Origin of the sequence: Pseudazoarcus pumilus (assembly GCF_002872475.1) — a bacterium.
Classification (GTDB): domain Bacteria; phylum Pseudomonadota; class Gammaproteobacteria; order Burkholderiales; family Rhodocyclaceae; genus Pseudazoarcus; species Pseudazoarcus pumilus.
Map to the genome: position 1 here is coordinate 383858 of NZ_CP025682.1, position 26973 is coordinate 410830.

The window sequence follows — 26973 nt, forward strand, 5'->3', positions numbered from 1 at the left end:
GCCGGGTGGTGTGGGAGGGGAACGGTCAGGTAAGCTGACCGCCCCTATCCCGATCCTTGCGCTGGCTGCGTCAGGCGTCGGCGACGGTCAGCACGATCTTGCCGATATGCTGGCTCGACTCCATCAGTTCGTGTGCCTTGGCCGCATCTTCCAGCGGGAAGGTCTTGTACACCACCGGCTTGATCTTGCCGGCGTCGATCAGTGGCCACACGCGTTCCTTGAGCTTTGCGGCGATGGCGGCCTTGAACTCGTCCGAGCGCGGACGCAGCGTGGAGCCGGTGACGGTCAGGCGCCGGATCAGGATGGGGCCGAGCGGCACTTCTGCCTTGCCGCCGCCGAGCAGGGCGATGAACACCAGTCTGCCGTCGTTGGCCAGGCACTTGATCTCGCGCGGGACGTAGTCGCCGCCCACCATGTCGAGAATGACGTCCACGCCCTTGCCGCCGGTCGCCTGCTTGACCACGTCGACGAAGTCTTCGGTCTTGTAGTTGATGCCGATCTCCGCACCGAGCGCGACGCAGGCCTTGACCTTCTCGTCGCTGCCGGCCGTGGCGAACACGCGATGACCCAGCGCGTGGGCGATCTGGATGGCGGTGACGCCGATGCCCGAGCTGCCGCCCTGAACGAGCAGGCTCTCGCCCTGCGCGAGTGCGCCGCGATCGAACACGTTGCTCCACACCGTGAAGCAGGTCTCGGGCAGTGACGCGGCCTCCACCGGGGAGTAGCCCTGCGGAATCGGCAGACACTGGCCCGCATGCGCGAGGCAGTACTCGGCGTAGCCGCCGCCATGCACCAGGGCGCACACCATGTCGCCCTTCTTCAGTCCGGTCCCGGCCAGTTCGCCGTCGACGATCTCGCCGGCCACTTCGAGGCCGGGCAGATCGGAGGCGCCGGGCGGAACAGGATAGCTGCCGGTGCGCTGCAACACATCGGGGCGGTTGACGCCGGCCGCATGCACGCGGATCAGCACTTCGCCCGCACGCGGCTGGGGTACGGGGCGTTCGCAAAGCTGCAATACATCCGGCGGACCGGGCTGGGTAATCTCGATGGCACGCATGAAGTGTCGTCCTCCTGCTGTGGATTCGGTGCCGCCGTTCGGACAGCACGGGATGCGCTCTTGTAGCGCCGAATGTGCGATTATACCGCCCCGGCCCGCGCGGCCCCGCTGTGCGCGGGCGAACGGAGTTGACGATGCGGCCGCGCCGCAACTATGTTGAATCTTTGAATTTGCGGGATTTGTCAGGCAAATCAGCCGGCTGCGGGGCAGCGGCGCCATGCCTTCGGCATGGGTTGTGTCCGCCATAGGTATAATCCGGGCTTGTCAGATTCCCCCTGCTGCGAGCGGCGGTTTGTTGACCGGCGTCATTGAACGAATTTTGTGCGCGTCGCTACCATGCGACCCTTTGCGCCCGCGTGTCGCGCGCCGCGCGGCTTCGACAGGATTTCAGGCAACAAGCTACGGGTAAGAGGAGAGTTCCATGAGTAAAGCGCTTGAAGGCGTTCGCGTCCTAGATTTCACCCATGTTCAGTCCGGCCCGAGCTGCACGCAGCTGCTGGCGTGGTTCGGCGCCGACGTGATCAAGGTCGAGCGTCCCGGAGTCGGCGACGCGACCCGCGCGCAGTTGCGCGACATTCCGGGTGTGGACAGCCTCTATTTCACGATGCTCAACCACAACAAGCGCTCGGTGACGCTCGACACCAAGAACCAGAAGGGCAAGGAAGTCCTCGAGCGTCTGATCAAGCAGTGCGACGTGATGGTCGAGAACTTCGCGCCGGGCGCGCTCGATCGCATGGGGTTCACCTGGGAGCGCATCCAGGAGCTCAACCCCAAGATGGTGCTCGCCTCGGTCAAGGGTTTCGGCCCCGGCCCCTACGAAGACTGCAAGGTCTACGAGAACGTCGCCCAATGTACCGGCGGTTCGGCTTCCACCACCGGCTTTGACGACGGCCCCCCGATGGTGACCGGTGCGCAGATCGGCGATAGCGGCACCGGCCTGCACCTCGCGCTGGGCGTGGTCACCGCGCTGTACCAGGCCAAGGTCACCGGCAAGGGCCAGAAAGTCCTCGCCCCGATGCAGGATGCGGTCCTCAACCTGTGCCGCGTCAAGCTGCGCGACCAGCAGCGCCTCGAGCGCACCGGCACCATGAAGGAGTACCCGCAGTACTCGAACGGAAAGTTCGGCGACACCGTGCCGCGCGCGGGCAACGCCTCGGGCGGCGGTCAGCCGGGCTGGATCCTCAAGTGCAAGGGCTGGGAGGCCGACAGCAACGCCTACATCTACTTCATCACCCAGGCCGCGGTGTGGGCGCCGATCTGCAAGATCATCGGCAAGGACGAGTGGATCGACGATCCGGAGTATGCGACCCCGGAGGCGCGTCTTCCCAAGCTCGAGTCGATCTTCGCGACCATCGAGGAATGGACCAAGACCAAGACCAAGTTCGAGGCGATGGACATCCTCAACAAGTTCGACATCCCCTGCGGGCCCATCCTGTCGATGAAGGAGATCGCCTACGAGCCGTCGCTGCGTGCCACCGGCACCATCGTCGAGGTCGATCATCCCGAGCGCGGCAAGTACCTGACGGTGGGCAACCCGATCAAGCTCTCGGGCAGCCCGACCGAAGTGACGCGTTCGCCGCTGCTCGGGGAACACACCGACGAGGTGCTCGCGCAACTGGGCTACAGCGCCGAGGATATCGCAGCCATGCGCGCCGAGAAGGCCATCTGAGGGCGTCCTGCCAGTCGTTTCGCGTCCGGCCCGGTGCGCCCAGCGGCATGCCGGGCCGACGCATGTCCAGGTGCGCCGAGCATGCGTGCGGCATCCTCGGTGCCTGCTGACCAGGCACACAAGATTGACTGAACCGTAACCGGACCGACCATGGACCATCACGAATTCGTCGAAGCTTACAAGAACGACACGCTCAACGCCTTCGTGTCGCAGAAGGTCGCCGCGGACTATATCTCCCGCCGGCTGTGGCTCCCGTTGATCAGACTCCCGATGGTCGGTGGTGCCGTCGCGCTGGCCCTGATCGGCTGGCTGATCACCGGCATCATCCTCTTCGTGCTGGCCTTTGCCATCCCTCACCTGATCAAGAAGAATTCCGTCGCCATCGTGATGTATCAGGCGCTGCACGACGCCGAGACCTATTACGACCTGCGCGAAGCGGGCGTGCTCGAAGTATACGAATGAGCGTCGGGAGCGTGCCCCACTGCTGCGGGGTCTGCCCATGAGCGTCGCCCGGGGCGGCTTTGCGAGCTGTCCGCCGGGGGGCGAGGATGCCGGCCCGTGGAACCCCGGGCTCGGCCCGGAACTGCCCCGCCACCTGCTGCCGCTGTCGACCATCTTCCGCCCCGAGAATGTCTTCACCAGCGTCGAGCATGCCCACGAGGCGCGCGAGTTCACCGGACTCGAACTGCAGGAGCTGGTCGTCTTTCGCCCGCAGCGTCTGGTTCTGCATGAACTCCTGATCCGCATCACGGCCGATCTGTCGGTGCCGGCCGGCAGCCTGTACGAGGAACTCGGCATCAACTTCCGCGAGATGGCCGATCGCATCGATCAGGGCTGGATCGCGCCGCGCATGGATCAGATCGTCGACGAGTACGAGCGCATGCGCGAGGCGCTCGAAGCCTTCGTCGACGAAGAACTGGGTGCGACCATCTTCCGTGCCGCGCCTGCGCAACCGGCGCCGGGCGGTGTGTGGGCGGGTGTCGCCCGCCTGTTCGGGCGCGGGGCGGCCGCCCGCGCCGATGACGAGGGCGGCCCCGAGCACGAGGAGCGGGTGCGGCGCGACTGGGCGCGCAAGGCCTGCGCGGAAGACGATCCGCTGCGTCGCGCCGCCTATCGCGCGCTGTCGCGCGCGGTCTCGGCGATGCACATCAAGCACGGGCGCATGTGGGCCGACCGCGAAGTGCTCACCGCGCTGGCGTTGGGCATGGCGGCCAACGACTATTGCAGCGAGGCGATCGGGCGTCTAATCGAGCCATGGATCGAGGACGCCGCGACGCAGCTCGGCTATGTGCGCCTGCCCGCGCAGGCGCGCCCGATCGTGCTCAACACCAAGGGCGCATCGGCCTCGGGCAAGAGCACGCTGCGTCCCATGCAGGAACGCCTGGTCGAGCGCATCGGTGAGCGCTGGGTGGATTTCGCGCTGATCAGCCCCGACATCTGGCGCAAGTACCTGCTCGACTACGCCTCGCTGGGCGAAGCCTACATGTATGCCGGAGCGCTCACCGGCATCGAACTCGAGATCATCGATCACAAGCTCGACCGCTACATGGCGTGCAAGGCCGAGGGCGGCGAAATGTCGCACCTGCTGATCGATCGCTTCCGCTTCGACAGTTTCGCGCTCGATTCCGATCAGGCCGGCAGCAATCTGCTTACCCGCTTCGGACACCTGATCTACATCTTCTTCATGATCACGCCGCCCCACGAAACGGTCGAGCGTGCCTGGTTGCGCGGTCTGCAGTTCGGACGCTTCAAGTCGGTCGAGGACCTGCTCGCGCACAACATCGAGGCCTATTCGGGCATGCCCGAGATCTTCTTCACGTGGGCCTTGCGCACGAACAAATCGGTTCACTTCGAATTCCTCGACAACAGCGTGCCAAAGGGCGAGACCCCGCTGACCGTGGCCTTCGGCTGGAATGGCGACATGAACGTGCTCGACGTCAAGGGCCTGGTCGACGTCGAGCGCTATCGCAAGATCAACGTGCACGCGAACTGCCCGCAGGCGGTCTATCCGCCGCCCGAGCAGATGGCGGTCGAGCACAATACCTTGTTCCTGTTGCAGTGCATCCGACGCATCCCCAACGTAAACTTCGTGCATCGCGACAGCGGCAGGACCTACGCGCGGTTCGAGGCCGCCAAGCTTGCCTGGGTCGACGCTTCCCTGCTCGAGCGCGCCTTCGCGCAGCCCGAAGTGCGCGCCGCCCTCACGGCGGTCGCGCCCGAGATCGTCACGCGTCCGCGCGACGATCCCGAAGCGGCACGAGCGCACAGCGCGGCCCTGCAGGCGGCGCGCTTTCACACGCTGGGGCGCTGGGGCGACTGATCGAACTCTTTCGCCGGCGCCGGTCTTATGAGGCTTTCACGCGGCGTCACGCCCTGGTGTGCGACGACGTTCCACACAATGCGGAGAAGCAATGAAGCAGTTCTCGATCGAAATCTATTCCGACATCGTTTGTCCCTGGTGTTACGTCGGCAAGCGCTACATCGACAAGGCGCTTGAACATTACGGTCGGCTCTACGCCAAGGAGCGTCAGCCCGAGATCTCGTGGTTGCCGTTCCAGTTGCATGCCGCGCTGCCGCGAGAGGGGGTGGACCGCAAGGAATATCTCAAGCGTCGCTATCCGGGCAAGGCCAACGATCCGACGATGTTCGCCGATGTCGAACGGGCCGGGCGGCAGATGGGCATCGAATATCGCTTCGACCGTATCGAGGTGCAGCCGAATACGCTCGACGCCCATCGTCTGCTGCGTTTCGCAGAGCGGGCCGGTGTGCGCGAGACGGTCGCCGAGCCGCTATACCGCGCCTACTTCATCGAAGGGCGCAACCTGTCCAGCATCGATGAGCTGGTCGCCATCGGCGGCGAGTGCGGGCTCGACGTTGCCGCCTTGCGCGCCTATCTCGACAGCGATGTCGACGTCGAGTGGGTACAGCAGGTCGACACCCGCGCCAAGCGCCTCGGCATCAGCACCGTCCCGTTCATCGTGCTCAACGGCCGGCGCGGCCTGTCGGGCAACACGCCGCCGGCGCGCATCCTCGAAGCCTTCGAATGGGCGCGGCGTGACTATGCGCGTCCGAAGTGGTTGCCGTCGTTCTTCTAGCCAGCTGGCGGGCGACATTCGCCGCTCGCCAATTGCTTTCTTTATCTCAAACGTAAGCACCCCGTAAGCCCGGACGTCGCGGAGATCCGCGACTGTCCTGCCGATCCGGCTCGATCGAGCCCTTCCGATCCCCAGCGCATAAGCACAACGGCATTTTGTGAGTCGATCGTCATCCTCGCGCTCGATGTCCACATCGCGCTAGCGTTTACCCGAATTCCCTTGCGTGCCAATGCATGCGAACTTGCGAACCGTGTCGCGGCAAGCTTGCGACGAGGTTCAGAGAATGTTGACCAAGGTCAAGATTTGCCGGACCGAGGGCTTGTCAGCTACGCAACATCCTTTATCCTTGGATCAACGAGGTTTATAGAAGCCTCGATAAAAAATTTTATTGAGACAAGCCGGTCTCCCATCCTGTTCCACGGGATTCCGGCGATCGAATCGGAAGTGCCGGGAGTCTTTCCGGAATGTCCGGTAATCACCTAAGGAGGATCATCGAATGAAGTCTCGCAACAAGACCATCCCCGTCCTGACCACGCTCGCCGCCGCCGTCGCGCTCGGCGCCCCGCTGACCGCCAGCGCCTGGGAACCGACCAAGCCGGTCGAGTGGATCGTCCCCGCCGGTAGTGGCGGCGGTGCCGACCAGATGGCGCGCTTCATCCAGGGTGTCATCGTCAAGAATGACCTGATGGAGCAGCCCATCGTCGTCGTCAACAAGTCGGGTGGTGCCGGCGCCGAGGGCTTCCTGTACGTCAAGAACGCCAAGAACGATGCTCACAAGCTGATCATCACGCTGTCGAACGTGTTCACGACGCCGATGGCCACGGGCATTCCGTTCAACTGGAATGACCTGACCCCGATCAAGATGCTGGCCCTCGACCAGTTCATCCTGTGGGTGCACGCCGACACGCCGTACAAGACCGCTGCCGAGTACACGGGCGCCGTCAAGGAAGCCGGTCCGGGCAAGTTCCGCATGGGCGGTACGGGTTCCAAGCAGGAAGACCAGATCATCACGGTCGCGCTGCAGGAATCGACCGGCGCCAAGTGGACCTACGTCCCGTACAAGGGCGGTGGCGCGGTGGCGACCCAGGTGGTCGGCAAGCACATCGACTCCTCGGTCAACAACCCGCTGGAAGCCGTGTCGCACTGGCGTAGTGGTTCGCTGCGTCCGCTGTGCATCTTTGATTCGCAGCGTTCGGAGTACACGACCAAGGTCACCGACACCATGGCGTGGTCCGACATCCCGACCTGCAAGGAAGCCGGCGTGGATGTGACCTACCAGATGCTGCGTGGCGTGATGGGTGCGCCGGGTATCTCGCAGGAAGTCGTCGACTACTACATCGACCTCTTCAAGAAGGTCTCCGAAACGGAAGACTGGAAGAAGTTCATGGCGACGGGCGCGTTCAACCAGACCCAGATGACCGGCGACGAGTTCAACGCCTGGCTGAAGGACGCTGAAGAGACGCACCGCAAGCTGATGGACGCTGCGGGCTTCCTCGCGAAGTAAAGGCGCTGAAAGGCCCCGGCCCAACGGGTCGGGGCCGTTTTCGTTCTACGCCAGAACTACAAGAACAAGCGTGCGCGTCGCCGGCAACAAGGGCGGCGCGTTGTTATGTACGGCCATCACGGCCGATGTTTGAGTCAAAACGAGGGTAGTTATGGAGCAAGATAAAGCACCGCCGGGCGAAGACAAGGCTCTCGTCTCGGTCCGCACCATGGAAGTGGCTTTCGGCCTTTTGATCGTCGCCGTCGGTATCGTCGTAGTCTGGGATTCGATCAAGGTCGGCGCCGGCTGGGAACCGGGGCTCGGTCCGGGCTCGGGTTATTTCCCGTTCTACATTGGCCTGTTCATCATCGGTTCCGGTGCGGTGAGCACCATCGCGGCTCTCCTGCCAGGTTCGAAGGCGTACGGCGATGCTCCGTTCGTCACGCGCAGCAAGTTCAAGTCGGTGCTGCAGGTCTTCATCCCGACTGCGATCTATGTGTTGCTGATGGAATACATCGGTCTGTATGCGGCAGCGGCCCTCTACATCGCGGGCTTCATGATCGTCAACGGCAAGTATCCGGTCGTGAAGACCCTGCCGTACGTGATCATCCTGCCGGTGCTGCTTTTCGTGCTGTTCGAACGGTGGTTCCTGATCTCCCTGCCCAAGGGCCCGATCGAGGCCATGCTCGGCTTATAAGAATTCAGGCCCGAACGGCCGCGCGACGTACCGGCGTCGCGGGATAAGATCAACAGGAGAAAAAAGTGGAAGAACTCAATTCATTGATGGGGGGTATGGCGGTTGCGCTGACCCCCATGAACGTCCTCCTGATGTTCGTCGGGGTGTTCCTCGGCGTGCTGATGGGGGTGCTGCCGGGTCTCGGCGGCGCAAACGGCATCGCCATTCTGTTGCCGCTGACCTTCAACATGGACCCGGTCTCCGCGGTCATCATGTTGTCGTGCATCTACTGGGGCTCGCTCTTCGGCGGTGCCATTACCGCGATCGTGTTCAACATCCCTGGATGTTCGTACTCGGTCGCAACCACCTTCGACGGCTATCCGATGGCCAAGAAGGGCATGGCCGGCGAGGCGCTGACGACCTCGTTCACGGCTTCGTTCTTTGGCGCGCTGTTCGCGATCATGCTGATCACGTTCATCGCTCCGACGATTGCTGACTTTGCTCTGAGCTTCGGCCCGCCCGAGTTCTTCGGCATCATGGTGCTGACCTTCTGCGCCTTCCTGTCGATCGGCAAGGAAGCGGCGTACAAGACGCTGGCGGCGATGATGCTCGGTTTCGCCCTGGCGTCCGTCGGTATCGACATCATGACCGGCGCGATGCGCCTGACCTTCGGCACCGTCGAGCTGATGCGTGGCTTCGAGTTCCTGATCGTCGTCATCGGTCTGTTCGGTCTGGGCGAAATCCTGGTCGCGATGGAAGACGGCCTGAAGTTCCAGGGCGTCACTGCCAAGATCGACCCCAAGATCGTGCTCAAGACCTGGGGCATGCTGGGCAAGCACTGGGCCAACTTCGCCCGCTCGATGTTCTTCGGTGCCTGCCTCGGCGTGGTTCCGGGCGGCGCGACGCCGGCTTCCTTCCTGGGCTACGGCATCGCCAAGCGCTTCTCGAAGGATGGTGACAACTTCGGTACGGGTTCGATCGACGGCCTGATTGGTCCGGAAACGGCCAACAACGCTGCCGGTACGGCCGCTCTGCTGCCGATGCTCACGCTGGGCATTCCGGGTTCGCCGACCGCCGCGGTGCTGCTGGGTGGCCTGATGATCTGGGGCCTGCAGCCGGGTCCGTTGCTCTTCGCCGAACAGCCCGACTTCGTCTGGGGCCTGATCGCCTCGATGTACCTGGGCAACCTGGCCGCGCTGATCCTGTGCCTGACCACGGTTCCGCTGTTCGCGGCGATCCTCAAGGTGCCGTTTACCATCATCGCCCCGATCATCCTGACCGCGTGCTCGATCGGTGCCTTTACCGTCGCGAACGCGATGGGCGACGTGTGGTACATGCTGATCTTCGGCATCGTTGGCTACATCATGAAGAAGCTCAAGTATCCGCTGGCCCCGATGGTCCTCGCGGTGGTCCTTGGCGGTGGTGCGGAGAACGGCTTCCGCCAGGCCATGCTGATGTCGAACGGCAACCTTGGCATCTTCTACTCGAACCCGATCGTCGGTACGATCATCACGCTGGCGCTGATCCTCGCATTCCTGCCGCTGGTGATGCTGATCTATCGCAAGGTCTTCGTTGCGCGGAAGCTCGCGGCCGAGTCCTGATCGACTTCCGCACTTGCAGTGAATCAAACGGCCCGCCTGCGCGGGCCGTTTTTTTTGTGTCATGCTCCCGTGACGCGACTTCAAGGGGAGAGGTCATGCCCGTCATCGCAATGAATCAGGAAATGGCGTCGCTGGGCAAGGATGTCGCCCAGGCGCTGGCCGAGGAACTCGGGCTCGCGCAGGTCACCCATGAAGTGGTCGATCACGTCGCGCAGAAAATGCACGCGCGCAAGAGCCTGATCCGGCGCGTGATGGACGGCAAGGCTGGCATGCTCGATCGCATGCGCACCGATACCCGTAGCGTGTCGACCTATGTCGCCGAGGAAGTCTTCGAACTGGCTTCGCGCGGCAACATCATCATCCGTGGCTGGGGTGCGACCTACCTGCTGCGTTCAATCCCGCACGTGGCGTGCATTCGCGTTTGCGCCTCGATGGAGCGCCGCGTCGAGTGGATGAAGAAACGCCTGGATACCGATGACGACGAACTGGTGCGTCATGAACTGCGCCGTAGCGATGCCGCCCACACGCTCAATATGCAGCAGCGATTCGGTGTGAGTTGGGGCGATCCGTTGCTCCACGACCTGGTGCTCAACACCGATCGCGTATCAGTCGTCGGGTGTGTGCAGCAGATCAAGTCGCTGCTGGATCTGCCCGAGTTCCAGGAAACCGAGGCTTCGCGCGCATGCCTTGCGAACGTGACGCTGGAGGCACGTGTGCGCGCCGCGCTGCGTGCATCAGCGCACACCGAGCACGTGAGCATCACCATTGCCGTGGACGGCGATCATGTGCTTGTCGACGGAATGGCGGCCACCGAGGCCGAATGCCGGGCGGCCGAGCGCATCGTGCGCGGTGTCAGCGGGGTGGAAGAGGTGGATAACCGCCTGAGATTGATCCACCGACCGTAAGCGGCAGCAAACGAGCGGCCGGTTTGGCGCTCGGCCGCATGGCAATCAGGTGCGACGATAAGGTGTGGGGTCGGAAACCCCGCTGCCCTGAAAACCCTCGCTGCGTAGCCGGCAGGCGTCGCACACGCCGCAGGCCGTGCCGTCGTCGCTGGCCTGATAGCAGGAGACGGTCAGCGCATAATCGACCCCCAGCGCTGTTCCCTTGCGGATGATCTGCGCCTTGGACAGATTCATCAGCGGGGCGTGAATGCGCAGACGTGCGCCTTCGGTGCCGGCGCGGGTGGCCAGATTCGCCATGGTTTCGAAGGCGGCGATGAACTCCGGGCGACAGTCCGGATACCCGGAAAAGTCCACCGCATTCACGCCGATGAAGATGTCCGTCGCACCCAGCACCTCCGCCCAGGCCAGTGCCATAGAGAGCATGACGGTATTGCGCGCCGGCACGTAGGTCGAGGGCACGCCAGCAGACGGCCCCGTGACGGGAATCTGCAGTGCTGCATCGGTGAGCGATGAGCCGCCGAACTGACCGAGATCGACGGTCGCGACGCGGTGTTGGCGCACGCCGAACTCCTGTGCGATGCGCTGCGATGCGTTGAGTTCAGCCGCATGACGTTGTCCGTACGCAACGGAAAGGGTATGGCATTCGTAGCCGGCGTCACGCGCGATGGCCAGACAGGTGGTCGAATCGAGTCCGCCCGAGAGCAGGATGACGGCGCGCGGCGTGGATGAGGGAGTTGATTCCGGCACGGCTCAGCGTCCCCGGGCGTCGAGCCACAGAATCTTGTGGATCTGGGTCTGGAAGCGTACCGGCAGGCGGTCGCGCACGATCCATTCGGCAAGTGCAGTGGGATCGAGACGCCCGTGCACGGGCGAGAGCAGCACCGGGCAGCGTTCGGCCAGACGGTGTTCGACAATGCACGCCCGCGCCCAGGCGTAGTCGGCTTCGTCGGCGAGCACGATCTTGAGTTCGTCGTCGCTGCGCAGGTGGGCAAGATTGGCCCACAGGTTGCGGTCGGCCTCGCCCGAGCCCGGTGCCTTGAGATCGACGATGCGTGAAACCCGCGCATCGACGCCGGAAATGTCGAGCGCTCCGCTGGTTTCCAGCGAGACGGAGAAGCCCCGATCACACAGCGCGGCGAGCAGTTGCAGGCAGGACTTCTGCGCGAGCGGCTCACCACCGGTGACGCACACGTGTCGCAGGCCGTGCGCAGCAACTTCTGCGATCAGCTCGTCAAGGTCGCGTGACCGTCCGCCGTGGAACGCGTACTCGGTGTCGCACCAGACGCAGCGCAAGGGGCAGCCGGTCAGCCGGACGAAGACCGTCGGCAAGCCAGTGCGCGAGGTTTCACCCTGAATGGAAGCGAAGACCTCGGTGACGCGCACCGAGGTCTTCGTTCTTTCCTGCAACTCCTGCACGGGTGCCACTACTGCTGGACGCGCTGGCGGGCGACCTGGGCAGCCGAACTGTCCGGATGCTGGGCAATGATGCGTCCGAGGGTGTCCTGCGCCGCACGCCGCTCGCCGAGCAGCAATTGGCTGTTGGCCAGACCGAGCAGTGCATCGGGCACGATGTCGTTGTCAGGCCAGGTCGTCACGATGGTGTCGAACATGGCCCGGGCCGCCGCGACTTCCTTGGCCTGCAGCGCGGCATTGCCCGCCCAGAAATGGGCGTTGGGCAAAAAACCGCTGGCCGGATAGTCGGTGATGAAGGCGCGGAAGGCCGACAGGGCCTCGGCGTGCTTGCCATCCTTGAGCAATTGCAGTGCAGCCTCGTAGCTACTCGCCTCGACCGCAGGATCGGGCCCGCTGCGCTGCTGCGCCGCGGCCGACTCCTTGGAAGCGGTTTCGAGCTTGAGTACACGGCCGTCCAGATCGACGTAGAAGTCGTGCTGGCGCGTGCGCAAGGACTCCATTTCGTGGGTGAGCACCTCGAGCTGGCCGCGCAGGCGAGCGACTTCCTCTTTCAGCGCGGCGTTCTGGTTGAGCAGATCGAAGTGCGCCCGACTGATGGTGTTGAAGCGCGCGTTCATCTCTTCGCGCAGGCTGTTCACCTGGCGCGAATCCGACCCGAACACCTGCGCCTGGGCCGAAGACACGCTCAGGATGGTGAACAACAGCGCTGTCGACAGACCACGCAGCATCAGAACTCGCCGGTGTAGAGCATGTCTGAGCGACGATTCTCGGCCCAGCAGCTCTCCGTCGACTCGGTGCAGCGCGGCTTCTCTTCGCCGAGGCTGACCGATTCGATCTGGGTTTCGTCGACGCCGAGCAGCACCAGTGCGCGCTTGACCGCCTCGGCACGCTTCTGGCCCAGGGCGAGGTTGTACTCGCGACTGCCGCGCTCGTCGGTGTTGCCCTGGATCATCATCTTGATCTGCCCGTGGCCCTTCAGGAAGGCGGCATGGGCATCGATCAGGTCAGCGAACTCGGGACGGATCACGAAGCTGTCGAAGTCGAAGTAGATCGTGCGCTGAGACAGGATGTGGTTGGGATCGGTCAGGGATGCGATGCTGCCGCTCGCCGAGCCGTCGGTCGCCGAGCTGCCGGAGGCGTCGCCGCCGGCCAGTGCGCCCATGTCGTTGCGCGAGATGCTCGAGTCCGAAACCGCCGCCGTGGTGGTGTCCGATCCGGACGCGCCGGCCGAACCGGCCGTACCGTCGGCAGCCTGGTCCCCGGTCCCACTGCAAGCGATCAGCAGCGAGGCGAGAAGTGCTGGCAGGAGAACTTTCTTCATATCGATTCCCTTGAAAGTGGAAAAAACCGACAAATCTTCATTGCCGGGGGATTGGGCCCCAGGCTGGCTCGCGGATCTCCGCCGCCTGGCTTGTAAGGCGCTGCCGCACGCGGCCGTCCGTAGATACGGCCGAGAGCACGCCGCGACTCGCGCTACCGGAAGCATAGAGGATCATGCGTCCGTTGGGGGAAAAGCTGGGTGATTCTACACCCGGTTCGCTGGTCAGAATGACGCTTCTACGCGACGAAAGATCGAGCAGCGCCACCTGGAAACGTCCCTCCCTGCGGGTGACATACGCCAGGCTGCGGCCGTCTGGGGACGGACGGGGGGTGACGTTGTAGCTGCCCTCGAAGGTGACGCGTTCGGCATCGCCGCCATCGGCAGCGACGCGATAGATCTGCGGGCTGCCACCGCGGTCGGATGTGAAATAGATCCAGCGACCGTCATGCGACCAGGCCGGTTCGGTGTCGATGCTCTCCGAGAAGCTGATGCGCTTCAGGCCCGAGCCGTCGGCGTTGATGATGTACATCTGCGACGGTCCATCCTTGGTCAGCACCACCGCGAGGCGCTTGCCGTCCGGCGCCCAGGCCGGGGCCGAATTCGAACCGAGGAAGGCCGCCACCTGCTGACGCTGCCCGGTCGGCAGGTCATGGATGTAGATGATGGGCTTCTTCTTCTCGAACGAGACGTAGGCCAGACGCTTGCCGTCCGGCGACCATGACGGCGAGATGATGGGCTCGCGCGAGATCAGTGCGGGCTGCGGGTTCATGCCGTCGGCGTCGGCGATCTGCAGCTCGTGGCGTGCACCCTTGACGACCACATAGGCGATGCGCGTCGAGAAATAACCGGGCTGGCCGGTCAGCTTCTCGTAGACGAAGTCGGCGATGCGGTGGCCGGTGACGCGGTTCTGCTTGGCGCTCATGTGCAGTGAAAGGGCGCCCAGCTCGATGCGCCGGATGGTGTCGAACAGGCGTACGCGGACGCTGAAGCGCCCGTCGGTGAGCGACACCACGGTCCCGGTCAGCACCGCGTCGGCGCCGCGCTTGCGCAGCGCCGGCAGGTCGGGAATCTGAGATTCGGGGTAGGTCTGCAGGCCGGTGTCGACCAGACCGAAGAGGCCACTGCGTTCGAGGTCCGCACGGATCACGTCGGTGACGCTGTCGGGGAGGCGGTTTTCGTTCTCGAGAACCGGGATTGCAAGCGGAAAACGGGTGGCGCTGGCACCCGTGATCTCGATCGACAGCTGTGCATGCGCGACGGTTGCGAAGAACACGACCCAGCAGGCGAGCAAAGCGCGCAATGGGAGCTTCATAGTCATATCGGGCAAAGGACTCCGCAAATTATAGCCGGCGCGACCCGTGCTGCGGGTCGCGCCGGTCGTTGGTGAAACCGCGATACCGTCAAGGTTTGCGTGACGGGAGCGGGCGCTGCGGCCGGATTGCCGTGCCGGATCATGGCGCCTCCAGCGGCCGGAAGGTGATGCTCAGTTCCCGCTGGAACAGCTTTCGATCCTCCGGCAAGGGTAACGGGCTTGCACGCTGGATGGCGCGTTCGATTGCGATATCGAGCTGTGCGTTCCCCGAAGACTGAAGCAATTCCACCTTGGATACGTCGCCATTGGGCAGTTGCGTGACCCTGAACAAGGCCTCCGGATTGCCTTGCAGACCGGGTGGAATGATCAGCCGGCTGCGCACGTGCAGCCGCAGCAGGTTCTCGTAGGCGGCTAGTGCGGCCGGGTCTGCTTGCGGCGAGGTGCGCGCACGCGCCATCTCCTGCGCGAGGCGCTCCGAAAGATAGTCCGGCACCTGTGGCGACGGTTCCGCGGCCGGTTTCGGCGGCGCCGGCGGAGGGCTCGGTTTGGGTTCCGGTAGCGGCGCGGGTTCGGGCGCGGCCTCGGGCTGCGGCGGCTCCGGCTCGGGCGCCGGGGGCGAGGGGGCCGGTTCCGGGCGCGGTGGCTGCGGTGGCTGCGGTTTTGGCTCGGGCTTGGGCGGCGGCGGCTCCGGCGTCGGCGCGGGCTTGGGCGGCGGCGGAGGTGGCTCTGGCCGCGGCTCGGGCTTGGGTGGCGCAGGTTTGGGCGCCGGCTCCGGCTTGGGCGGAGGCGGCGGAGCGGGTTTGGGCTCCGGTTTCGGCGGCGGAGGCGTTGCTGGCTTGGGTGGCGGCGGAGGTGGCGGTTCCGGCTTCGGCTCCGGTTTGGGGGGCGCGGGCTTGGGCTCGGGTTCCGGCGCCGGCTTCGGGGCGGGCTTGGGTGCGGGCTTGGGTGCCGGCTTGGCGGCAGCGGGCTCCTCGGGGGCGCCCACCAGGGCGACCTCGAGCGTTGCGGGTGGACGCGTCTCCCAGCGCACGCCGATGAACAGGAACACGGCCAGGCCGACATGCACGAGCACGGCCAGCACCATTGACCAGAATTTGCCCGCCGCGTCGGGTGTCGCTGTACGCAGCCAATCGTGCTTCATCTGCCGGGACCGCTCTGCGTCTGCAAGCTGACACGTGAAAAGCCCGTGCGTCGAAGCTGGTCGAGGGTCGTCATGACGCGGTCGTAGCTGACGTTGCGATCCGCCGCGACGATGACGTTTTGCGCTGGGTTGGCTTCCAGCAGTTCCGTGAGGGCTGTGCGTAGCTGTGCGTTGCTCATCTCCTGCGGGCTGTCACTCACGGAACGTTGCAGGGCAAGGCTCTCAGTGCGCACGACCACATAGACCGCTTCCGAAGGCGGCGGCGGCAGGTCAGACACCTCGGGCAGATCCACCGAGCCGTGCTGGATCATCGGTGCGGTAACCATGAAGATCACGAGCAGCACCAGCATCACGTCGATGTAGGGCACTACGTTGATCTGGTTCATGAGCCTGCGCTGGCGCATCGGGGACCTCCTTGAAGCGGCTTAGCGCAGATGGCGTTGCAGGATGTTCGAGAATTCTTCCATGAAGCTCTCGAAGCGGATGCCGATGCGGTCGATGTCGTGCGTGAAGCGGTTGTACGCGACGACCGCCGGAATCGCGGCGAACAGGCCGATCGCCGTGGCCACCAGCGCCTCGGCGATGCCCGGTGCGACCAGCGCGAGCGAAGCGGTGCTGACGTTGGCCAGGCCGCGGAAGGCATTCATGATTCCCCACACCGTGCCGAGCAGGCCGATATAGGGCGCGACGGAACCGACCGTGGCGAGGAAGGCGGTATGCGATTCGAGGTCGTCCATCTCGCGCTGGTGGGTGGCGAGCATCGCCCGGCGCGAGCCGTCGATGATGGCCACGTGGTCGTGACTCTTGGCCCGCAACTTGGTGAATTCGCGGTAGCCGGCCTCGAAGATGCGTTCCATGCCGACGCAGGTGTGGCGGGATGAGGCCGCATTCTGGTAGAGCGTGTTCAGATCGCCACCACTCCAGAAGCTGCGTTCGAAGCGGCCGGTGCTCGAACGCATTGCGCGGATCTGGAACCATTTGCGGAAGATCCAGTACCAGGAGATCAGGGACAGGCCGGCGAGCAGCGCCATGACCAGCTGCACGAGCAGGCTTGCCTGGCTGATCAGGTAGAGGATGGATAGGTTCTCGTTAGCGATCATGTCGGGTCGGCTATGGCTGGCAACAGGGACCGCAGAGCGGTCGGGATCGGAGTGGGACGGCCGCTTGCGGCGTTGACGCAGGCGATCGTGATGCGCGAATCGAACAGGACTTGCTCGCCGCGCACCACGCTCTGCGCGAAGACCAGGCTGGCGCGGCCCAGACGGGTGAGTCGGGTGACGATGGACAGCGCGTCGTCGAGACGGGCCGGGGCGAGATAGTCGGCCTGCACCGCGCGTACGACGAAGACCGTGCGCAACTCGTCGCACATGGTCCGCTGCTCGAAGCCGAGCGCGCGCAGCCATTCCGTGCGGGCCCGTTCGCAGTAGCGCAGGTAGTTGGCGTAGTACACCACGCCGGCGGCATCGGTGTCCTCGTAATAGACCCGGGCGGGAATCGAGAAGGCAGCATCGTTCGGCGCGGGCATGGCGGTCGAGAGCATTGCGGCATTCTAGCCGAGCGCAGCCGGTGCTGCGTACCCGTGCGAAGGAGTGGCTGTATCGAATGGTAAAAAGTGCCGCGCATGGCTGGGAATTGGCCCGAACGTGCATCGATTGCGAGTGCAATGCTATTCTTTAGGACGTTTCGCCCGGCTCCGGGTACATCGGCAACAGGTTATCGAGCGTGGTCACTCCCCCCAAGCGCAATCGTGCGGTTCCCGCCTCAGCCGCGGCTTCCAGCTTGCCGCCGGATCATGACGAGCTGTCGCTGCACGAATGCGCCAGCCTGGTGGAAGTGCAGGAGGTGAGCACCGGCATCGGGTCGGCATGCGAGGAGGTCGCCGTGCTCTATGCCAACGGCAACGTGCGCGAGGCCGAGGCCCTGCTCGAGGCCCTGCTTGCAGATGCCGGTCACGCCGACGACGAATGGCCGTGGACCATGCTCCTCGACCTGTACCGTTTGACCGGTCAGCGTGAGCGTTTCGAAGCGAAGGTGATCGACTACGCAACGCGTTTCGAGCGTTCGCCACCGCCGTGGCAGGACCTGTCGGCGACGGCGCCGCGCGCGCGCGGCGGTGCCACACCGTCGCTGAAACTCGCCGGCCTGCTCTCCAGTGCGCTGGCCAAGCAGATCGAGCAGATCGTCGTGCTTGGCGAGCGCAACCGTGCGGTACGCATCGACATGGCCTCGTTGCGCGATGCCGACGACGAGGGCAGCGCGCTGCTGCTCGACGCGGTCGCGCGCCTGCGGCGCGCCCGCGTGCGCGTTTCACTGTCCGGCGTCGACAAACTGGTCACGACCCTGTCCGCGCGCATTGAGGTCGGCGTGGCCGAACAGCGTTCGCTGTGGCTGCTGCTGCTCGAGTTGCTGCAGAACGGGGGGGCGCAGGAGCGTTTCGACGACCTGGCGCTCGACTACGCGATCACCTTCGAAGAGTCGCCGCCGTCCTGGAATCCGGTCGAGCCCCTGACCGAGGATACGGCGCCGGATGCCGGTGTCGCGCTGCGCGCCGGCGGTCATCTGGCCTTCGACGGCGAGATCGCCGGCGGCGGCAGCGCGGTCTTCGGTCGCATCGTCGAACTGGCCGAGGAGCGCAGCGACATCGTCGTCGATTGCAGCCGGTTGCGGCGCATGGACTTCGTCAGTGCCGGCACGCTGTTCAACGTCTTGTCGACGCTGCGCGGCAAGGGGCGAAACGTCACGCTGCGCGGTGTCAATGCGATGGTGCTCGCGCTGTTGCACGTGATGGGTGTGGGCCAGGTCGCCAGGATCACGCCGCGCCCCTGAACGCATCAAAGGAATTTCGAATGGAGCAATACCACGGTACGACGATCCTGTCCGTGCGTCGCGGGCGTGAAGTCGCCCTCGGTGGCGACGGGCAGGTGACGCTCGGCAACATCGTCATCAAGGCCAGTGCGCGCAAGGTGCGCACCATCCACGACGGCAAGATCCTCGCCGGTTTCGCCGGCGGCACGGCCGACGCCTTCACGCTGTTCGAACGCTTCGAGGCCAAGCTCGACCAGCACCGGGGCAACCTCTTGCGCAGCGCGGTGGAACTGGCCAAGGACTGGCGCACCGACCGCATGCTGCGCCGTCTCGAGGCGATGCTGGCGGTGGCCGACGCCGAGCACTCACTGATCATCACCGGCAACGGCGATGTGCTCGAACCCGAGCAGGGCATCGTCGCGATCGGCAGCGGCGGGGCCTATGCGCAGGCCGCCGCGCGCGCGCTGTTCGAGAACACCGAACTGTCGCCCGAGGACATCGTGCGCCGCTCGCTGAGCATTGCCGGCGACCTGTGCATCTACACCAACAACAACCACGTCGTCGAGGTGCTGCCCGCATGACCTGGATGACCCCCCCCGAAATCGTCTCCGAACTCGACAAGCACATCGTCGGCCAGGACCGTGCCAAGCGCGCGGTCGCGATCGCGCTGCGCAATCGCTGGCGCCGCGCCCAGGTGGCCGAACCGCTGCGCAGCGAGATCACCCCCAAGAACATCCTGATGATCGGCCCCACCGGCGTGGGCAAGACCGAGATCGCGCGGCGGCTGGCGCGGCTGGCCAACGCGCCCTTCGTCAAGGTCGAGGCGACCAAGTTCACCGAGGTCGGCTATGTCGGTCGCGACGTGGAGACCATCATTCGCGATCTGGTGGAAATCGCCGTCAAGGATGCGCGCGAGGCGGCCATGCGTTCGGTGCGCACGCGCGCCGAGGATGCCGCCGAGGATCGCGTACTCGATGCGCTGCTGCCGGCGGCACGCCCCACCGGCCACGGCGACTCGGAGCCGGCGGATTCGGCGACGCGCCAGAAGTTTCGCAAGAAGCTGCGCGAGGGCGAACTCGACGACAAGGACATCGAGATCGAAGTCGCGCAATCGCCGATGAGTACCGAGATCTTCGCCCCGCCCGGGATGGAGGAGCTGACCCAGCAGATCCAGGGCATGTTCCAGAATCTGGGCCAGGTGCAGCGCAAGCAGCGTCGCATGAAGATTTCCGAGGCGCTCAAGGCGCTCGCCGACGAAGAGGCCGCGCGCCTGATCAACGATGAAGAGGTCAAGATCGCCGCGGTGCGCGCGGTCGAGCAGGACGGCATCGTCTTCCTCGACGAGGTCGACAAGATCGCCGCACGCTCCGACACCCAGGGGGCGGACGTCTCGCGCCAGGGCGTGCAGCGCGATCTGTTGCCGCTGGTCGAGGGCACGACGGTGTCGACCAAGTACGGCATGATCCGTACCGACCACATCCTGTTCATCGCCAGCGGTGCCTTCCACCTGTCCAAACCGTCGGACCTGATCCCTGAACTGCAGGGTCGTTTTCCGATTCGCGTCGAGCTCGAGAACCTCTCGGTCGAGGATTTCGAGCGCATCCTGACCCAGACCGATGCCTGCCTGACGCGCCAGTACGAAGCGTTGCTGGACACGGACGGCGTGAAAGTGTCGTTTTCGCGCGACGGAATCCGCCGTTTGGCCGAAATTGCCTATCAGGTCAACGAGAAGACCGAGAATATCGGTGCGCGTCGTCTATACACTGTGATGGAAAAGCTGCTCGAAGAGGTCTCGTTCGAGGCCGGCAAGCCGGGCTTCACCGAAGTGCTCGTCGACGCTGCCTGTGTCGACGCACGGCTGGACATGTTCGCGCAGCGCGAGGATCTTGCACGTTACGTGCTCTGACGGGAGAGCGACCATGCGTACGGTCATCGTCGCGGCGATCGCCGCGACGTACATGCTGGCGGTGCCGGCCTCGGCGGACGACAACGCCCTGGAGTTGCGCTACGGTGAGCGCGGCGACATCACCTTCCATGGTGCGAGCCTGCGTTTTGGCGAACTGTGGTCGCGCGATGCCGGCAACTGGAAGATGCGGCTGCAGCCGGTCGTCGAGGGCGGGCGTTTCCGCTACAGCGGCAGCCGTGCAGAGCGCGATCAGGTCAGCTATGGCGGTCTCGGTGTGGGCTTTCGCATCGCCCACGCCTCGGCCACGATCCGGCCGTATTTCGAGCTCGGCCTGGGTGCGACCTACTTCGACCAGACCACGCTGGGCCCGCGCGGGCTGTCGACACGCTTCCAGTTCACCGAGTGGATCGGCGTCGGACTGGAGTTCGCCGAGCACTTCTCGCTGGGCGTGCGCTTCTCGCACTACTCGAACGCCAACATCAAGAGGCCCAACGATGGCGTCGACATGCAGCAGATCGTCGTCGGTGCCCGCTTCTGAGCGGAACTGACGCACTCGTGCAACGGGCCGGCCGAGTGCCGGCCCCTTTCGTTTGAACATGCAGGGCGCGCGCTGCGCCGTGGAGTCGCCGGTTCATGGACATCGCCGTTCGCATCATCGAAATCCTCTTTCCGCTGTTCTCGATCGCAACCCTGGGCTACTTCGTCGGCCGGCGCATGAAGCCGGACCTGTCGCATGCGAACAAGCTCAACATGGATGTCTTCGTGCCGGCGCTGGTGTTTGCGGCGCTGGCCAACCAGCAATTCGAGATCGGTGGTTTCATCCCGCTCGGCGTGGCGACGCTGATTCTCGTGTTCGGTTCGGGCCTGGCCGCCTGGCTGCTCGCGCGCGTGTTGAAGATCGACCTGCGCACGCTGGTGCCGCCGATCATGTTCAACAACTGCGGCAACCTCGGCCTGCCGCTGGCGGTGCTGGCCTTCGGCGATGTCGCGTTGGCGCCGGCGGTGGTGATGTTCATGCTCTCCAACCTGCTGCATTTTTCCTACGGCGCCTGGCTGCTCGACCACCGCGTGCGCATCTGGAACGTGTGGCGCGTGCCCTCGGTGATGGCGACCTTTGCCGGCCTGGCCGTGGCGATCGCCGGCCTCGAGGTGTGGTCGCCGCTGCTCACCTCGATCCGCATGCTTGGCGAGATTTCGATCCCGCTGATGCTGTTCGCGCTCGGCGCCCGATTGGCCGACTCCACCATCGCCGCGGTCGGTCGCGGCGTGCTCGTCGCGGTGGCGCGGCCGGCCATCGGCGTGGCGCTGGCCTTCGCCGTGATGCTGTTCATCGACCTGCCGCCGCAGGAGCGCGCGCTGCTGATCGTATTCGGCGCGCTGCCGCCGGCGGTGCTCAACTACATCTTCGCCGAGCGCTACGGTCAGGAGCCGGCGACCGTCGCATCGATGGTGCTGGTGGGCAATGTGGCTGCGCTGGTGACACTGCCGATCGCGCTGGCGATCGCGCTGCCGTGAGCCTTCGATGGCGATGAAACTGTTCCTGCGCTGCCTCGACGCGATCGATGCGCACCATCGCGCCAACCTGCTGCGCTCGGCCGGCATCCGTGCCGAGGTGCGCAACACGCATCTGGCCGGCGCCCTCGGCGACATCCCCTTCATCGAGGCCGGGCCGCAGATATGGATCGATGCGACCGAAAGCATCGAGCGCGCGCAGGAAGTCCTGAAACTGGCCGAGGCGGCGCCGCCGCAGCCCGACTGGCGCTGCGAATGCGGCGAGAACATCGAAGGGCAGTTCGCGCAGTGCTGGAACTGCGGACGCATCCGCCCCCTCGACTCGTGAGCGGCTATTTCCCGGCTTCGGGCTTGGCGCTCTTGCCGCCCATCAACGAGCTGAGCAGATCGACCGGGACCGGGAAGACCAGGGTCGAGCTCTTGTCGCCCGCCACCTGGGTGAGCGTCTGCAGGTAGCGCAACTGCATCGCCGCCGGTTCGCGCGAGAGCATCTCGGCCGCTTCCATCAGGGCCTGGGCGGCCTGCTTCTCGCCGTCGGCGTGGATCACCTTGGCGCGTCGTTCGCGCTCGGCCTCGGCCTGACGTGCGATGGCCCGCACCATGGTGTCGTTGAGGTCGATGTGCTTGATCTCGACGTTGGCCACCTTGATGCCCCAGGCGTCGGTCTGCGAATCGAGAATTTCCTGAACGTCGTTGTTGAGCTTCTCGCGCTCCGAGAGCATCTCGTCGAGTTCGTGCTTGCCCAGCACCGCGCGCAGCGTGGTCTGCGCGAGCTGGCTGGTCGCCTCGAAGTAGTGCTCGACCTGGATGATGGCCTTCTCCGGATCGATGACGCGAAAGTACAGCACCGCGTTGACCTTGACCGAGACGTTGTCGCGCGAGATCACGTCCTGGCTGGGCACGTCCATGGTCACCACGCGCAGGTCCACCTTGACCATCTGCTGGATGCCGGGAATGACGATGATCAGGCCCGGTCCCTTGACCTTCCAGAAGCGGCCGAGCATGAAGATCACGCCGCGCTCGTACTCGCGCAGGATGCGGAAGGTACTGATGATCAGCGCGATGACGACGATCGCGACGATGCCCAGACCGAAGTCGAAATCGAACATCATGTATTGCTCCTGTGTGGGTCGGTGTTCGGGGCGACGGGCTCGACCTCGAGCGTGAGTCCGTCGATGGCGGTGACGCGCACGGACTGACCGGGCGCGAGAGTGGAATTGGAGCGTACCCGCCAGCGCTCGCCATGGATGCGCGCATGCCAGCCGTTTTCCTCGTCGAGCACGTTGCCGCACGCGCCGACCAGTTGCTCTGCGCCGCTGACCACGCGGCGTGCGCGCGCTTTCACGGCGAAGGTTCCGATCGCGAACAGCAGCGCCGCACTGAGCACGGCCATGCCGAGGATGAAACTCAGCGGCACGCCGAAATCTGGCGCTTCGGTGTCGATCAGGAACAGGCCGCCGACGACGAAGGCGATCACCCCGCCGACCCCGAGCACGCCGAAGCTCGGCATGAAGGCCTCGGCCAGCATCAGCATCGCGCCGAAGGCGATCAGCGCCACGCCGGCCCAGTTGACCGGCAGCAGCTGGAAGGCGTACATCGCGACCACGATGCAGATCGCCCCGGCCACGCCGGGCACGCCGAAACCGGGGCTGGTGAACTCGAAAAAGAGGCCGTAGATGCCGATCATCATCAGCACCACCGCGATCTGCGGATTCGACAGCACGGCCAGCACGCGGTGCTTCCAGTCCGGCTGCTGACGCTCGACGCTGGCGCCGGCGGTGGCCAGCGTGACGACGTTGCCCGAGTCGAGCTCGATCTGGCGACCGTCGATGGCCTCGAGCAGTTCATCGACGTTGCGCGCGATCAGGTCGATGGCGCCGGCCTCGAGCGCCTCGCTGGCCGACAGGCTGGCCGCCTCGCGCACCGCGCGCTCGGCGAAGTCGGCGTCACGCCCGCGCAGTTCCGCCAGGCTGCGGATGTAGGCCGCCGCGTCGTTGGTGGCCTTGTCCTTGAGCGTGTCTCCGCTGGGCTTGCCGCTACCGCGCTGGGGCGCCTCCTGATCTTCTTCGTTCTTGGCAGGGTCGTCCTGCGGCGCAGGGGCGCTGCCCGGGCCGGGCGCGCCGATGGCCACCGGGGAGGCCGCACCCAGGTTGGTCGCCGGCGCCATTGCGGCGATATGCGATGCGTACAGGATGAAGGTGCCGGCACTGGCCGCGCGCGCCCCGTCCGGACCGACCCAGGTCACCACCGGCACGGGCGAGGCGAGAATGGCGCGGATCATCGCGCGCATCGAGGTATCCAGCCCGCCCGGCGTGTCCATGCGGAGGATCACGAGGCCCGCGCCGGATGCGGCCGCACGCTCGAGACGGTCGACCACGAAATCCGCGCTCGCCGGCCCGATCGCCCCTTCGACCGGAATTTCGAGCACGCGGCTCGCCTGCCCGCGCTCCTGCGCCATGGTGGCGCCGAACATCGCGAGGGCGAGAAGGATCAGCAGGCAGGCGCCGCAGCGCTGCAATGCATTCGGCATGATGGCTCCGCGCCGAAAAGGCGCATGGCGAATAGTCATTCGTACTGACTCTGAGTGTAGCCGGCCCGCGATGTTCCTGCCCGATTGCGCTTCCACGTTGCATCGCGGCGCCGGCAATGCTCTACTGGAGCGTCATCGTGGCTGCGCGGCAGCGCAAAAAAATCTGGAGGCCCGCATGAAAACCGCTTTTCGCATCGTCGCGATCGTGCTCGCCGTGGTGGTCGTGCTCTTCGGCGTCGTCGCGGCTTATCTTGCGTTCGTGTTCGACCCCAACGATTATCGTGACCGCATCGAGAGCGAGGTTGAGAAGCGCACCGGGCGCAGCCTGGCGATCGAAGGCGAGCTCTCGCTGTCCGTTTTTCCATGGATTGGTGTCGAGATCGGACCCACGCAACTGGGCAATGCAACCGGCTTCGGCGATGCGCCGTTCGCGCGTGTCGAACAGGTCGAGGTGCGCGCACGCCTGATGCCGCTGCTGCGCCAGGAAGTGGAAGTCGACCGCGTGGTGTTGCGCGGGCTTGACCTGAACCTCGTGCGCAATGCCGACGGCAGCACCAACTGGGACGATCTGGCCGCGCGTGGCAAGGGTGAGTCGCCCGAAGAGGCGCCGCCATCCTCGCCTGGCGAAGCCATGGGTGGGCTCGGCGCGATCGTCGTGGCCGGAGTCGAGATCGCCGACGCGCGCGTGCGCTTCGACGATCGCCAGGCCGGTGCCGAGTACGCGATCGACGGTTTCATGCTCAAGACCGGCGAAGTGCGTCCGCGTGAGCGTTTCCCGCTGGAGATGGGTTTCGATGTCGCGGTCAGCGAGCCCGAGGTCGCCGGCCGTGTGGATCTGAGCGGCGCGGTACTGTTCGATCCGGTCGGACCGAAACTCGACGTCGACGGCCTGGAACTGCGCTTCAAGGGCGAGGGCGCCGGCTTGCCGGGGGGCGAGGCCGAGTTTGCGGCGGACGCGGACGCCTCGGTCGACATGGCCGCCGGCACGGCGGCGCTCGACGGTCTGGTGCTGCGCAGCTACGGCGTCGAGGCGCGGGGTGATCTGGCGGGCAACGGGCTGAACGAGAGCCCGAGTTTTGCCGGACGCTTCGAGGTGCCCGAGTTCGATCCGCGCAAGCTCCTCGCGGCGATGGACGTCGCGCTGCCTGAAGGTGTGGGGGGCGACGTGCTGAAGAAGGCAAGCCTGTCGACCAACATCAACGCTACGGCGTCCTCGGCGCGGTTGGGCGATCTCGTCGCTGTGCTCGATGACAGTCGTCTCAGCGGAGAGATGTCGGTCGCGGACTTTGCCAAGCAGGCCCTGCGCTTCGAACTCGCGCTCGACGCCATCGACGTCGACCGCTATCTGCCACCGCCTGAAGACGGCGAGGCGACGCCGCGCGAGGTGAGCGGGCCGCGCGAAGGCGCGCCCGCCGATGCGGGCGCCGAAGCCGCAGTTGCCATCCTCGACCCGGCCGTGTTGCGCGGCCTCGATGTGGTCGGCAAGTTCACCGCCGGGCGCATCAAGGCGCGCGGGCTGACGATCAACGACATCTCGGTGGAAGTGAAGGCGCAAGGCGGCGTGCTGCGCCTCGAGCCGCTCGCGGCGAAGATGTACGAGGGCAGCTACGCCGGCAGCGCGAGCTTCGACGGCCGTGCGCAGACCTTGTCGATGGTGCTCGCCAATCGGTTGTCGGGTGTGCAGGCCGGGCCGCTGCTGGCCGATCTGTCCGGCGCGGAGCAGCGTCTGACGGGCAACGCCAACGTCGAGTCGCGCTTGCAGGCGCGCGGCAACGACACCGATGCCATCAAGCGCACACTGGCCGGGAACGTGGATTTCCGCTTTCTCGACGGCGCCATCAAGGGCATCAACGTCGCGCAGTTCCTGCGTCAGGCGCAGGCCAAGCTCACCGGCAAGCCGGCGCCGGCCGGGGATGGGCCCAACCAGACCGACTTCACCGAGCTTTCCGGTACCGTGCGCATTTCCGACGGCGTCGCGCGCAACGATGATCTCGATCTGCGCTCACCGCTGCTGCGCGTGGTCGGCGAAGGCAGCGCAAACCTGCCCGATGAAACCGTGGACTATCTGGTGCGGGCGAGCGTGGTGGCGTCGCTGTCCGGGCAGGGCGGCGAAGGGCTGGAACAGCTCAAGGGCGTGACCGTGCCGATCCGCATCTCCGGCAATCTCGACGACCCGTCGATCCGGCCCGACCTCGAAAGCCTGGTCACGGATCGGGTCAAGCAGGAAGCGCAGAAGAAGCTCGAGGAGGCCGTGCAGGACAAGGTGGCGCCCGAACTGCAGGAAGGGCTGAAGAAGGGCCTCGGAGACTTCCTGCAGCGACGTTGATTTACGTCCGCACCCGTCCAGTAGGTCACAGCGAGCGTAGCGAGCGCGACAGCCGGCGCTGAAAATGGGGCGTGCGCGTCGGACTCGCCTGCGGCTCGACCCGACCTACGGCCCATCGCCGTTCCGCACGCGTCCAGTAGGTCGCAGCGAGCGTAGCGAGTGCGACACCCCGCGCGAGATTTGGTCGTGCGTGTCGGACTCGCCTGCGGCTGGTTCCGACG

27 protein-coding genes are annotated in these 26973 nt (G+C 65.4%); 15 read left to right on the top strand and 12 right to left on the bottom strand.

What is annotated here, in order from left to right:
* Window positions 1-70 precede the first annotated feature (70 nt).
* Window positions 71-1057: an NAD(P)H-quinone oxidoreductase gene (locus C0099_RS01820; protein ID WP_102245858.1), complete on the bottom strand. Its 987-nt coding sequence runs from the start codon at window positions 1055-1057 to the stop codon at window positions 71-73.
* A 421-nt stretch (window positions 1058-1478) separates the two neighbouring features.
* Between C0099_RS01820 and frc the strand changes: the two genes are divergently transcribed.
* The 8 genes from frc to C0099_RS01860 all read left to right on the top strand — a co-directional run bounded on the left by frc (window position 1479) and on the right by C0099_RS01860 (window position 10486).
* Window positions 1479-2726, top strand: coding sequence for a formyl-CoA transferase (frc, locus tag C0099_RS01825; RefSeq protein WP_102245859.1), 1248 nt, complete (start codon window positions 1479-1481; stop codon window positions 2724-2726).
* A gap of 150 nt (window positions 2727-2876) precedes the next feature.
* Complete coding sequence (locus C0099_RS01830; protein WP_102245860.1) at window positions 2877-3188, top strand: hypothetical protein; 312 nt, start codon at window positions 2877-2879, stop codon at window positions 3186-3188.
* Window positions 3189-3225: 37 nt separating this feature from the next.
* Window positions 3226-5046, top strand: coding sequence for a DEAD/DEAH box helicase family protein (locus tag C0099_RS01835; RefSeq protein WP_102245861.1), 1821 nt, complete (start codon window positions 3226-3228; stop codon window positions 5044-5046).
* A gap of 91 nt (window positions 5047-5137) precedes the next feature.
* Window positions 5138-5821, top strand: coding sequence for a DsbA family oxidoreductase (locus C0099_RS01840; RefSeq protein WP_102245862.1), 684 nt, complete (start codon window positions 5138-5140; stop codon window positions 5819-5821).
* 496 nt (window positions 5822-6317) lie between these two features.
* The gene (locus tag C0099_RS01845) at window positions 6318-7325 is read left to right on the top strand and encodes a Bug family tripartite tricarboxylate transporter substrate binding protein (RefSeq protein WP_102245863.1); all 1008 of its coding nucleotides are present in this window, start codon (window positions 6318-6320) and stop codon (window positions 7323-7325) included.
* A gap of 151 nt (window positions 7326-7476) precedes the next feature.
* Window positions 7477-8001, top strand: coding sequence for a tripartite tricarboxylate transporter TctB family protein (locus C0099_RS01850; RefSeq protein ID WP_102245864.1), 525 nt, complete (start codon window positions 7477-7479; stop codon window positions 7999-8001).
* A 116-nt stretch (window positions 8002-8117) separates the two neighbouring features.
* Complete coding sequence (locus tag C0099_RS01855) at window positions 8118-9581, top strand: tripartite tricarboxylate transporter permease (protein ID WP_199797645.1); 1464 nt, start codon at window positions 8118-8120, stop codon at window positions 9579-9581.
* A gap of 95 nt (window positions 9582-9676) precedes the next feature.
* Window positions 9677-10486, top strand: a complete 810-nt coding sequence (locus tag C0099_RS01860; protein ID WP_102245866.1) for a cytidylate kinase family protein — start codon at window positions 9677-9679, stop codon at window positions 10484-10486.
* Between the two features lie 45 nt (window positions 10487-10531).
* On the opposite strand, the gene queC is transcribed toward C0099_RS01860, so the two are convergent.
* The 9 genes from queC to ybgC all read right to left on the bottom strand — a co-directional run bounded on the left by queC (window position 10532) and on the right by ybgC (window position 17213).
* Window positions 10532-11233: a 7-cyano-7-deazaguanine synthase QueC gene (gene queC / locus C0099_RS01865; RefSeq protein WP_102245867.1), complete on the bottom strand. Its 702-nt coding sequence runs from the start codon at window positions 11231-11233 to the stop codon at window positions 10532-10534.
* A 3-nt stretch (window positions 11234-11236) separates the two neighbouring features.
* Window positions 11237-11902: a 7-carboxy-7-deazaguanine synthase QueE gene (gene queE, locus C0099_RS01870; RefSeq protein ID WP_102248342.1), complete on the bottom strand. Its 666-nt coding sequence runs from the start codon at window positions 11900-11902 to the stop codon at window positions 11237-11239.
* Between the two features lie 8 nt (window positions 11903-11910).
* A complete protein-coding gene (gene ybgF, locus C0099_RS01875; protein WP_102245868.1) occupies window positions 11911-12627 on the bottom strand; it encodes a tol-pal system protein YbgF in 717 nt (238 codons plus the stop codon).
* Window positions 12627-13220, bottom strand: a complete 594-nt coding sequence (gene pal, locus C0099_RS01880) for a peptidoglycan-associated lipoprotein Pal (RefSeq protein WP_102245869.1) — start codon at window positions 13218-13220, stop codon at window positions 12627-12629. Before pal ends, ybgF begins: the two co-directional genes overlap by 1 nt.
* A gap of 37 nt (window positions 13221-13257) precedes the next feature.
* On the bottom strand, window positions 13258-14532 hold the full coding sequence (gene tolB / locus C0099_RS01885) for a Tol-Pal system beta propeller repeat protein TolB (RefSeq protein WP_228151626.1): 1275 nt from the start codon (window positions 14530-14532) through the stop codon (window positions 13258-13260).
* 139 nt (window positions 14533-14671) lie between these two features.
* Entirely contained in the window at window positions 14672-15673 is a 1002-nt protein-coding gene (locus tag C0099_RS01890; protein WP_102245871.1) for an energy transducer TonB, read from the bottom strand.
* Complete coding sequence (locus C0099_RS01895) at window positions 15670-16077, bottom strand: ExbD/TolR family protein (RefSeq protein WP_102245872.1); 408 nt, start codon at window positions 16075-16077, stop codon at window positions 15670-15672. Before C0099_RS01895 ends, C0099_RS01890 begins: the two co-directional genes overlap by 4 nt.
* Window positions 16078-16098: 21 nt before the next feature.
* Window positions 16099-16773 (bottom strand): protein TolQ, encoded by a 675-nt coding sequence (tolQ, locus tag C0099_RS01900; protein WP_102245873.1) that lies wholly within the window; start codon window positions 16771-16773, stop codon window positions 16099-16101.
* Entirely contained in the window at window positions 16770-17213 is a 444-nt protein-coding gene (gene ybgC, locus C0099_RS01905; protein ID WP_102245874.1) for a tol-pal system-associated acyl-CoA thioesterase, read from the bottom strand. Before ybgC ends, tolQ begins: the two co-directional genes overlap by 4 nt.
* 239 nt (window positions 17214-17452) lie before the next feature.
* Here ybgC and C0099_RS01910 point away from each other — a divergent pair, with 239 nt between their 5' ends.
* The 6 genes from C0099_RS01910 (at window position 17453) to C0099_RS01935 (ending at window position 22224) form a co-directional block, all read left to right on the top strand.
* Entirely contained in the window at window positions 17453-18499 is a 1047-nt protein-coding gene (locus tag C0099_RS01910; RefSeq protein WP_228151627.1) for an STAS domain-containing protein, read from the top strand.
* A 20-nt stretch (window positions 18500-18519) separates the two neighbouring features.
* The gene (hslV, locus tag C0099_RS01915; RefSeq protein WP_102245876.1) at window positions 18520-19059 is read left to right on the top strand and encodes an ATP-dependent protease subunit HslV; all 540 of its coding nucleotides are present in this window, start codon (window positions 18520-18522) and stop codon (window positions 19057-19059) included.
* Entirely contained in the window at window positions 19056-20384 is a 1329-nt protein-coding gene (gene hslU, locus C0099_RS01920; RefSeq protein WP_102245877.1) for an ATP-dependent protease ATPase subunit HslU, read from the top strand. The genes hslV and hslU overlap by 4 nt, the downstream gene beginning before the upstream one ends.
* Window positions 20385-20397: 13 nt before the next feature.
* Window positions 20398-20922: an acyloxyacyl hydrolase gene (locus C0099_RS01925; protein WP_102245878.1), complete on the top strand. Its 525-nt coding sequence runs from the start codon at window positions 20398-20400 to the stop codon at window positions 20920-20922.
* Between the two features lie 101 nt (window positions 20923-21023).
* Entirely contained in the window at window positions 21024-21899 is an 876-nt protein-coding gene (locus C0099_RS01930) for an AEC family transporter (protein WP_102248343.1), read from the top strand.
* Between the two features lie 7 nt (window positions 21900-21906).
* A complete protein-coding gene (locus tag C0099_RS01935) occupies window positions 21907-22224 on the top strand; it encodes a putative signal transducing protein (RefSeq protein WP_199797646.1) in 318 nt (105 codons plus the stop codon).
* Window positions 22225-22228: 4 nt separating this feature from the next.
* Here the strand turns inward: C0099_RS01935 and C0099_RS01940 are convergent, their stop codons facing one another.
* Both C0099_RS01940 and C0099_RS01945 read right to left on the bottom strand, forming a co-directional pair.
* Window positions 22229-23008, bottom strand: a complete 780-nt coding sequence (locus C0099_RS01940; protein WP_102245879.1) for a slipin family protein — start codon at window positions 23006-23008, stop codon at window positions 22229-22231.
* Complete coding sequence (locus C0099_RS01945) at window positions 23005-24426, bottom strand: NfeD family protein (RefSeq protein ID WP_102245880.1); 1422 nt, start codon at window positions 24424-24426, stop codon at window positions 23005-23007. Before C0099_RS01945 ends, C0099_RS01940 begins: the two co-directional genes overlap by 4 nt.
* Window positions 24427-24601: 175 nt before the next feature.
* Here C0099_RS01945 and C0099_RS01950 point away from each other — a divergent pair, with 175 nt between their 5' ends.
* Window positions 24602-26752, top strand: a complete 2151-nt coding sequence (locus C0099_RS01950) for an AsmA family protein (RefSeq protein ID WP_164084860.1) — start codon at window positions 24602-24604, stop codon at window positions 26750-26752.
* Window positions 26753-26973 lie beyond the last annotated feature (221 nt).

Coding starts and splice junctions, on each gene's coding strand:
- C0099_RS01820 (WP_102245858.1), bottom strand. CDS start 1,057: ATGCGTGCCATCGAGATTACCCAGCCCGGTCCGCCGGATGTATTGCAG.
- frc (WP_102245859.1), top strand. CDS start 1,479: ATGAGTAAAGCGCTTGAAGGCGTTCGCGTCCTAGATTTCACCCATGTT.
- C0099_RS01830 (WP_102245860.1), top strand. CDS start 2,877: ATGGACCATCACGAATTCGTCGAAGCTTACAAGAACGACACGCTCAAC.
- C0099_RS01835 (WP_102245861.1), top strand. CDS start 3,226: ATGAGCGTCGCCCGGGGCGGCTTTGCGAGCTGTCCGCCGGGGGGCGAG.
- C0099_RS01840 (WP_102245862.1), top strand. CDS start 5,138: ATGAAGCAGTTCTCGATCGAAATCTATTCCGACATCGTTTGTCCCTGG.
- C0099_RS01845 (WP_102245863.1), top strand. CDS start 6,318: ATGAAGTCTCGCAACAAGACCATCCCCGTCCTGACCACGCTCGCCGCC.
- C0099_RS01850 (WP_102245864.1), top strand. CDS start 7,477: ATGGAGCAAGATAAAGCACCGCCGGGCGAAGACAAGGCTCTCGTCTCG.
- C0099_RS01855 (WP_199797645.1), top strand. CDS start 8,118: ATGAACGTCCTCCTGATGTTCGTCGGGGTGTTCCTCGGCGTGCTGATG.
- C0099_RS01860 (WP_102245866.1), top strand. CDS start 9,677: ATGCCCGTCATCGCAATGAATCAGGAAATGGCGTCGCTGGGCAAGGAT.
- ybgF (WP_102245868.1), bottom strand. CDS start 12,627: ATGCTGCGTGGTCTGTCGACAGCGCTGTTGTTCACCATCCTGAGCGTG.
- pal (WP_102245869.1), bottom strand. CDS start 13,220: ATGAAGAAAGTTCTCCTGCCAGCACTTCTCGCCTCGCTGCTGATCGCT.
- tolB (WP_228151626.1), bottom strand. CDS start 14,532: ATGAAGCTCCCATTGCGCGCTTTGCTCGCCTGCTGGGTCGTGTTCTTC.
- C0099_RS01890 (WP_102245871.1), bottom strand. CDS start 15,673: ATGAAGCACGATTGGCTGCGTACAGCGACACCCGACGCGGCGGGCAAA.
- C0099_RS01895 (WP_102245872.1), bottom strand. CDS start 16,077: ATGCGCCAGCGCAGGCTCATGAACCAGATCAACGTAGTGCCCTACATC.
- tolQ (WP_102245873.1), bottom strand. CDS start 16,773: ATGATCGCTAACGAGAACCTATCCATCCTCTACCTGATCAGCCAGGCA.
- ybgC (WP_102245874.1), bottom strand. CDS start 17,213: ATGCTCTCGACCGCCATGCCCGCGCCGAACGATGCTGCCTTCTCGATT.
- hslV (WP_102245876.1), top strand. CDS start 18,520: ATGGAGCAATACCACGGTACGACGATCCTGTCCGTGCGTCGCGGGCGT.
- hslU (WP_102245877.1), top strand. CDS start 19,056: ATGACCTGGATGACCCCCCCCGAAATCGTCTCCGAACTCGACAAGCAC.
- C0099_RS01925 (WP_102245878.1), top strand. CDS start 20,398: ATGCGTACGGTCATCGTCGCGGCGATCGCCGCGACGTACATGCTGGCG.
- C0099_RS01935 (WP_199797646.1), top strand. CDS start 21,907: ATGGCGATGAAACTGTTCCTGCGCTGCCTCGACGCGATCGATGCGCAC.
- C0099_RS01940 (WP_102245879.1), bottom strand. CDS start 23,008: ATGATGTTCGATTTCGACTTCGGTCTGGGCATCGTCGCGATCGTCGTC.
- C0099_RS01945 (WP_102245880.1), bottom strand. CDS start 24,426: ATGCCGAATGCATTGCAGCGCTGCGGCGCCTGCCTGCTGATCCTTCTC.
- C0099_RS01950 (WP_164084860.1), top strand. CDS start 24,602: ATGAAAACCGCTTTTCGCATCGTCGCGATCGTGCTCGCCGTGGTGGTC.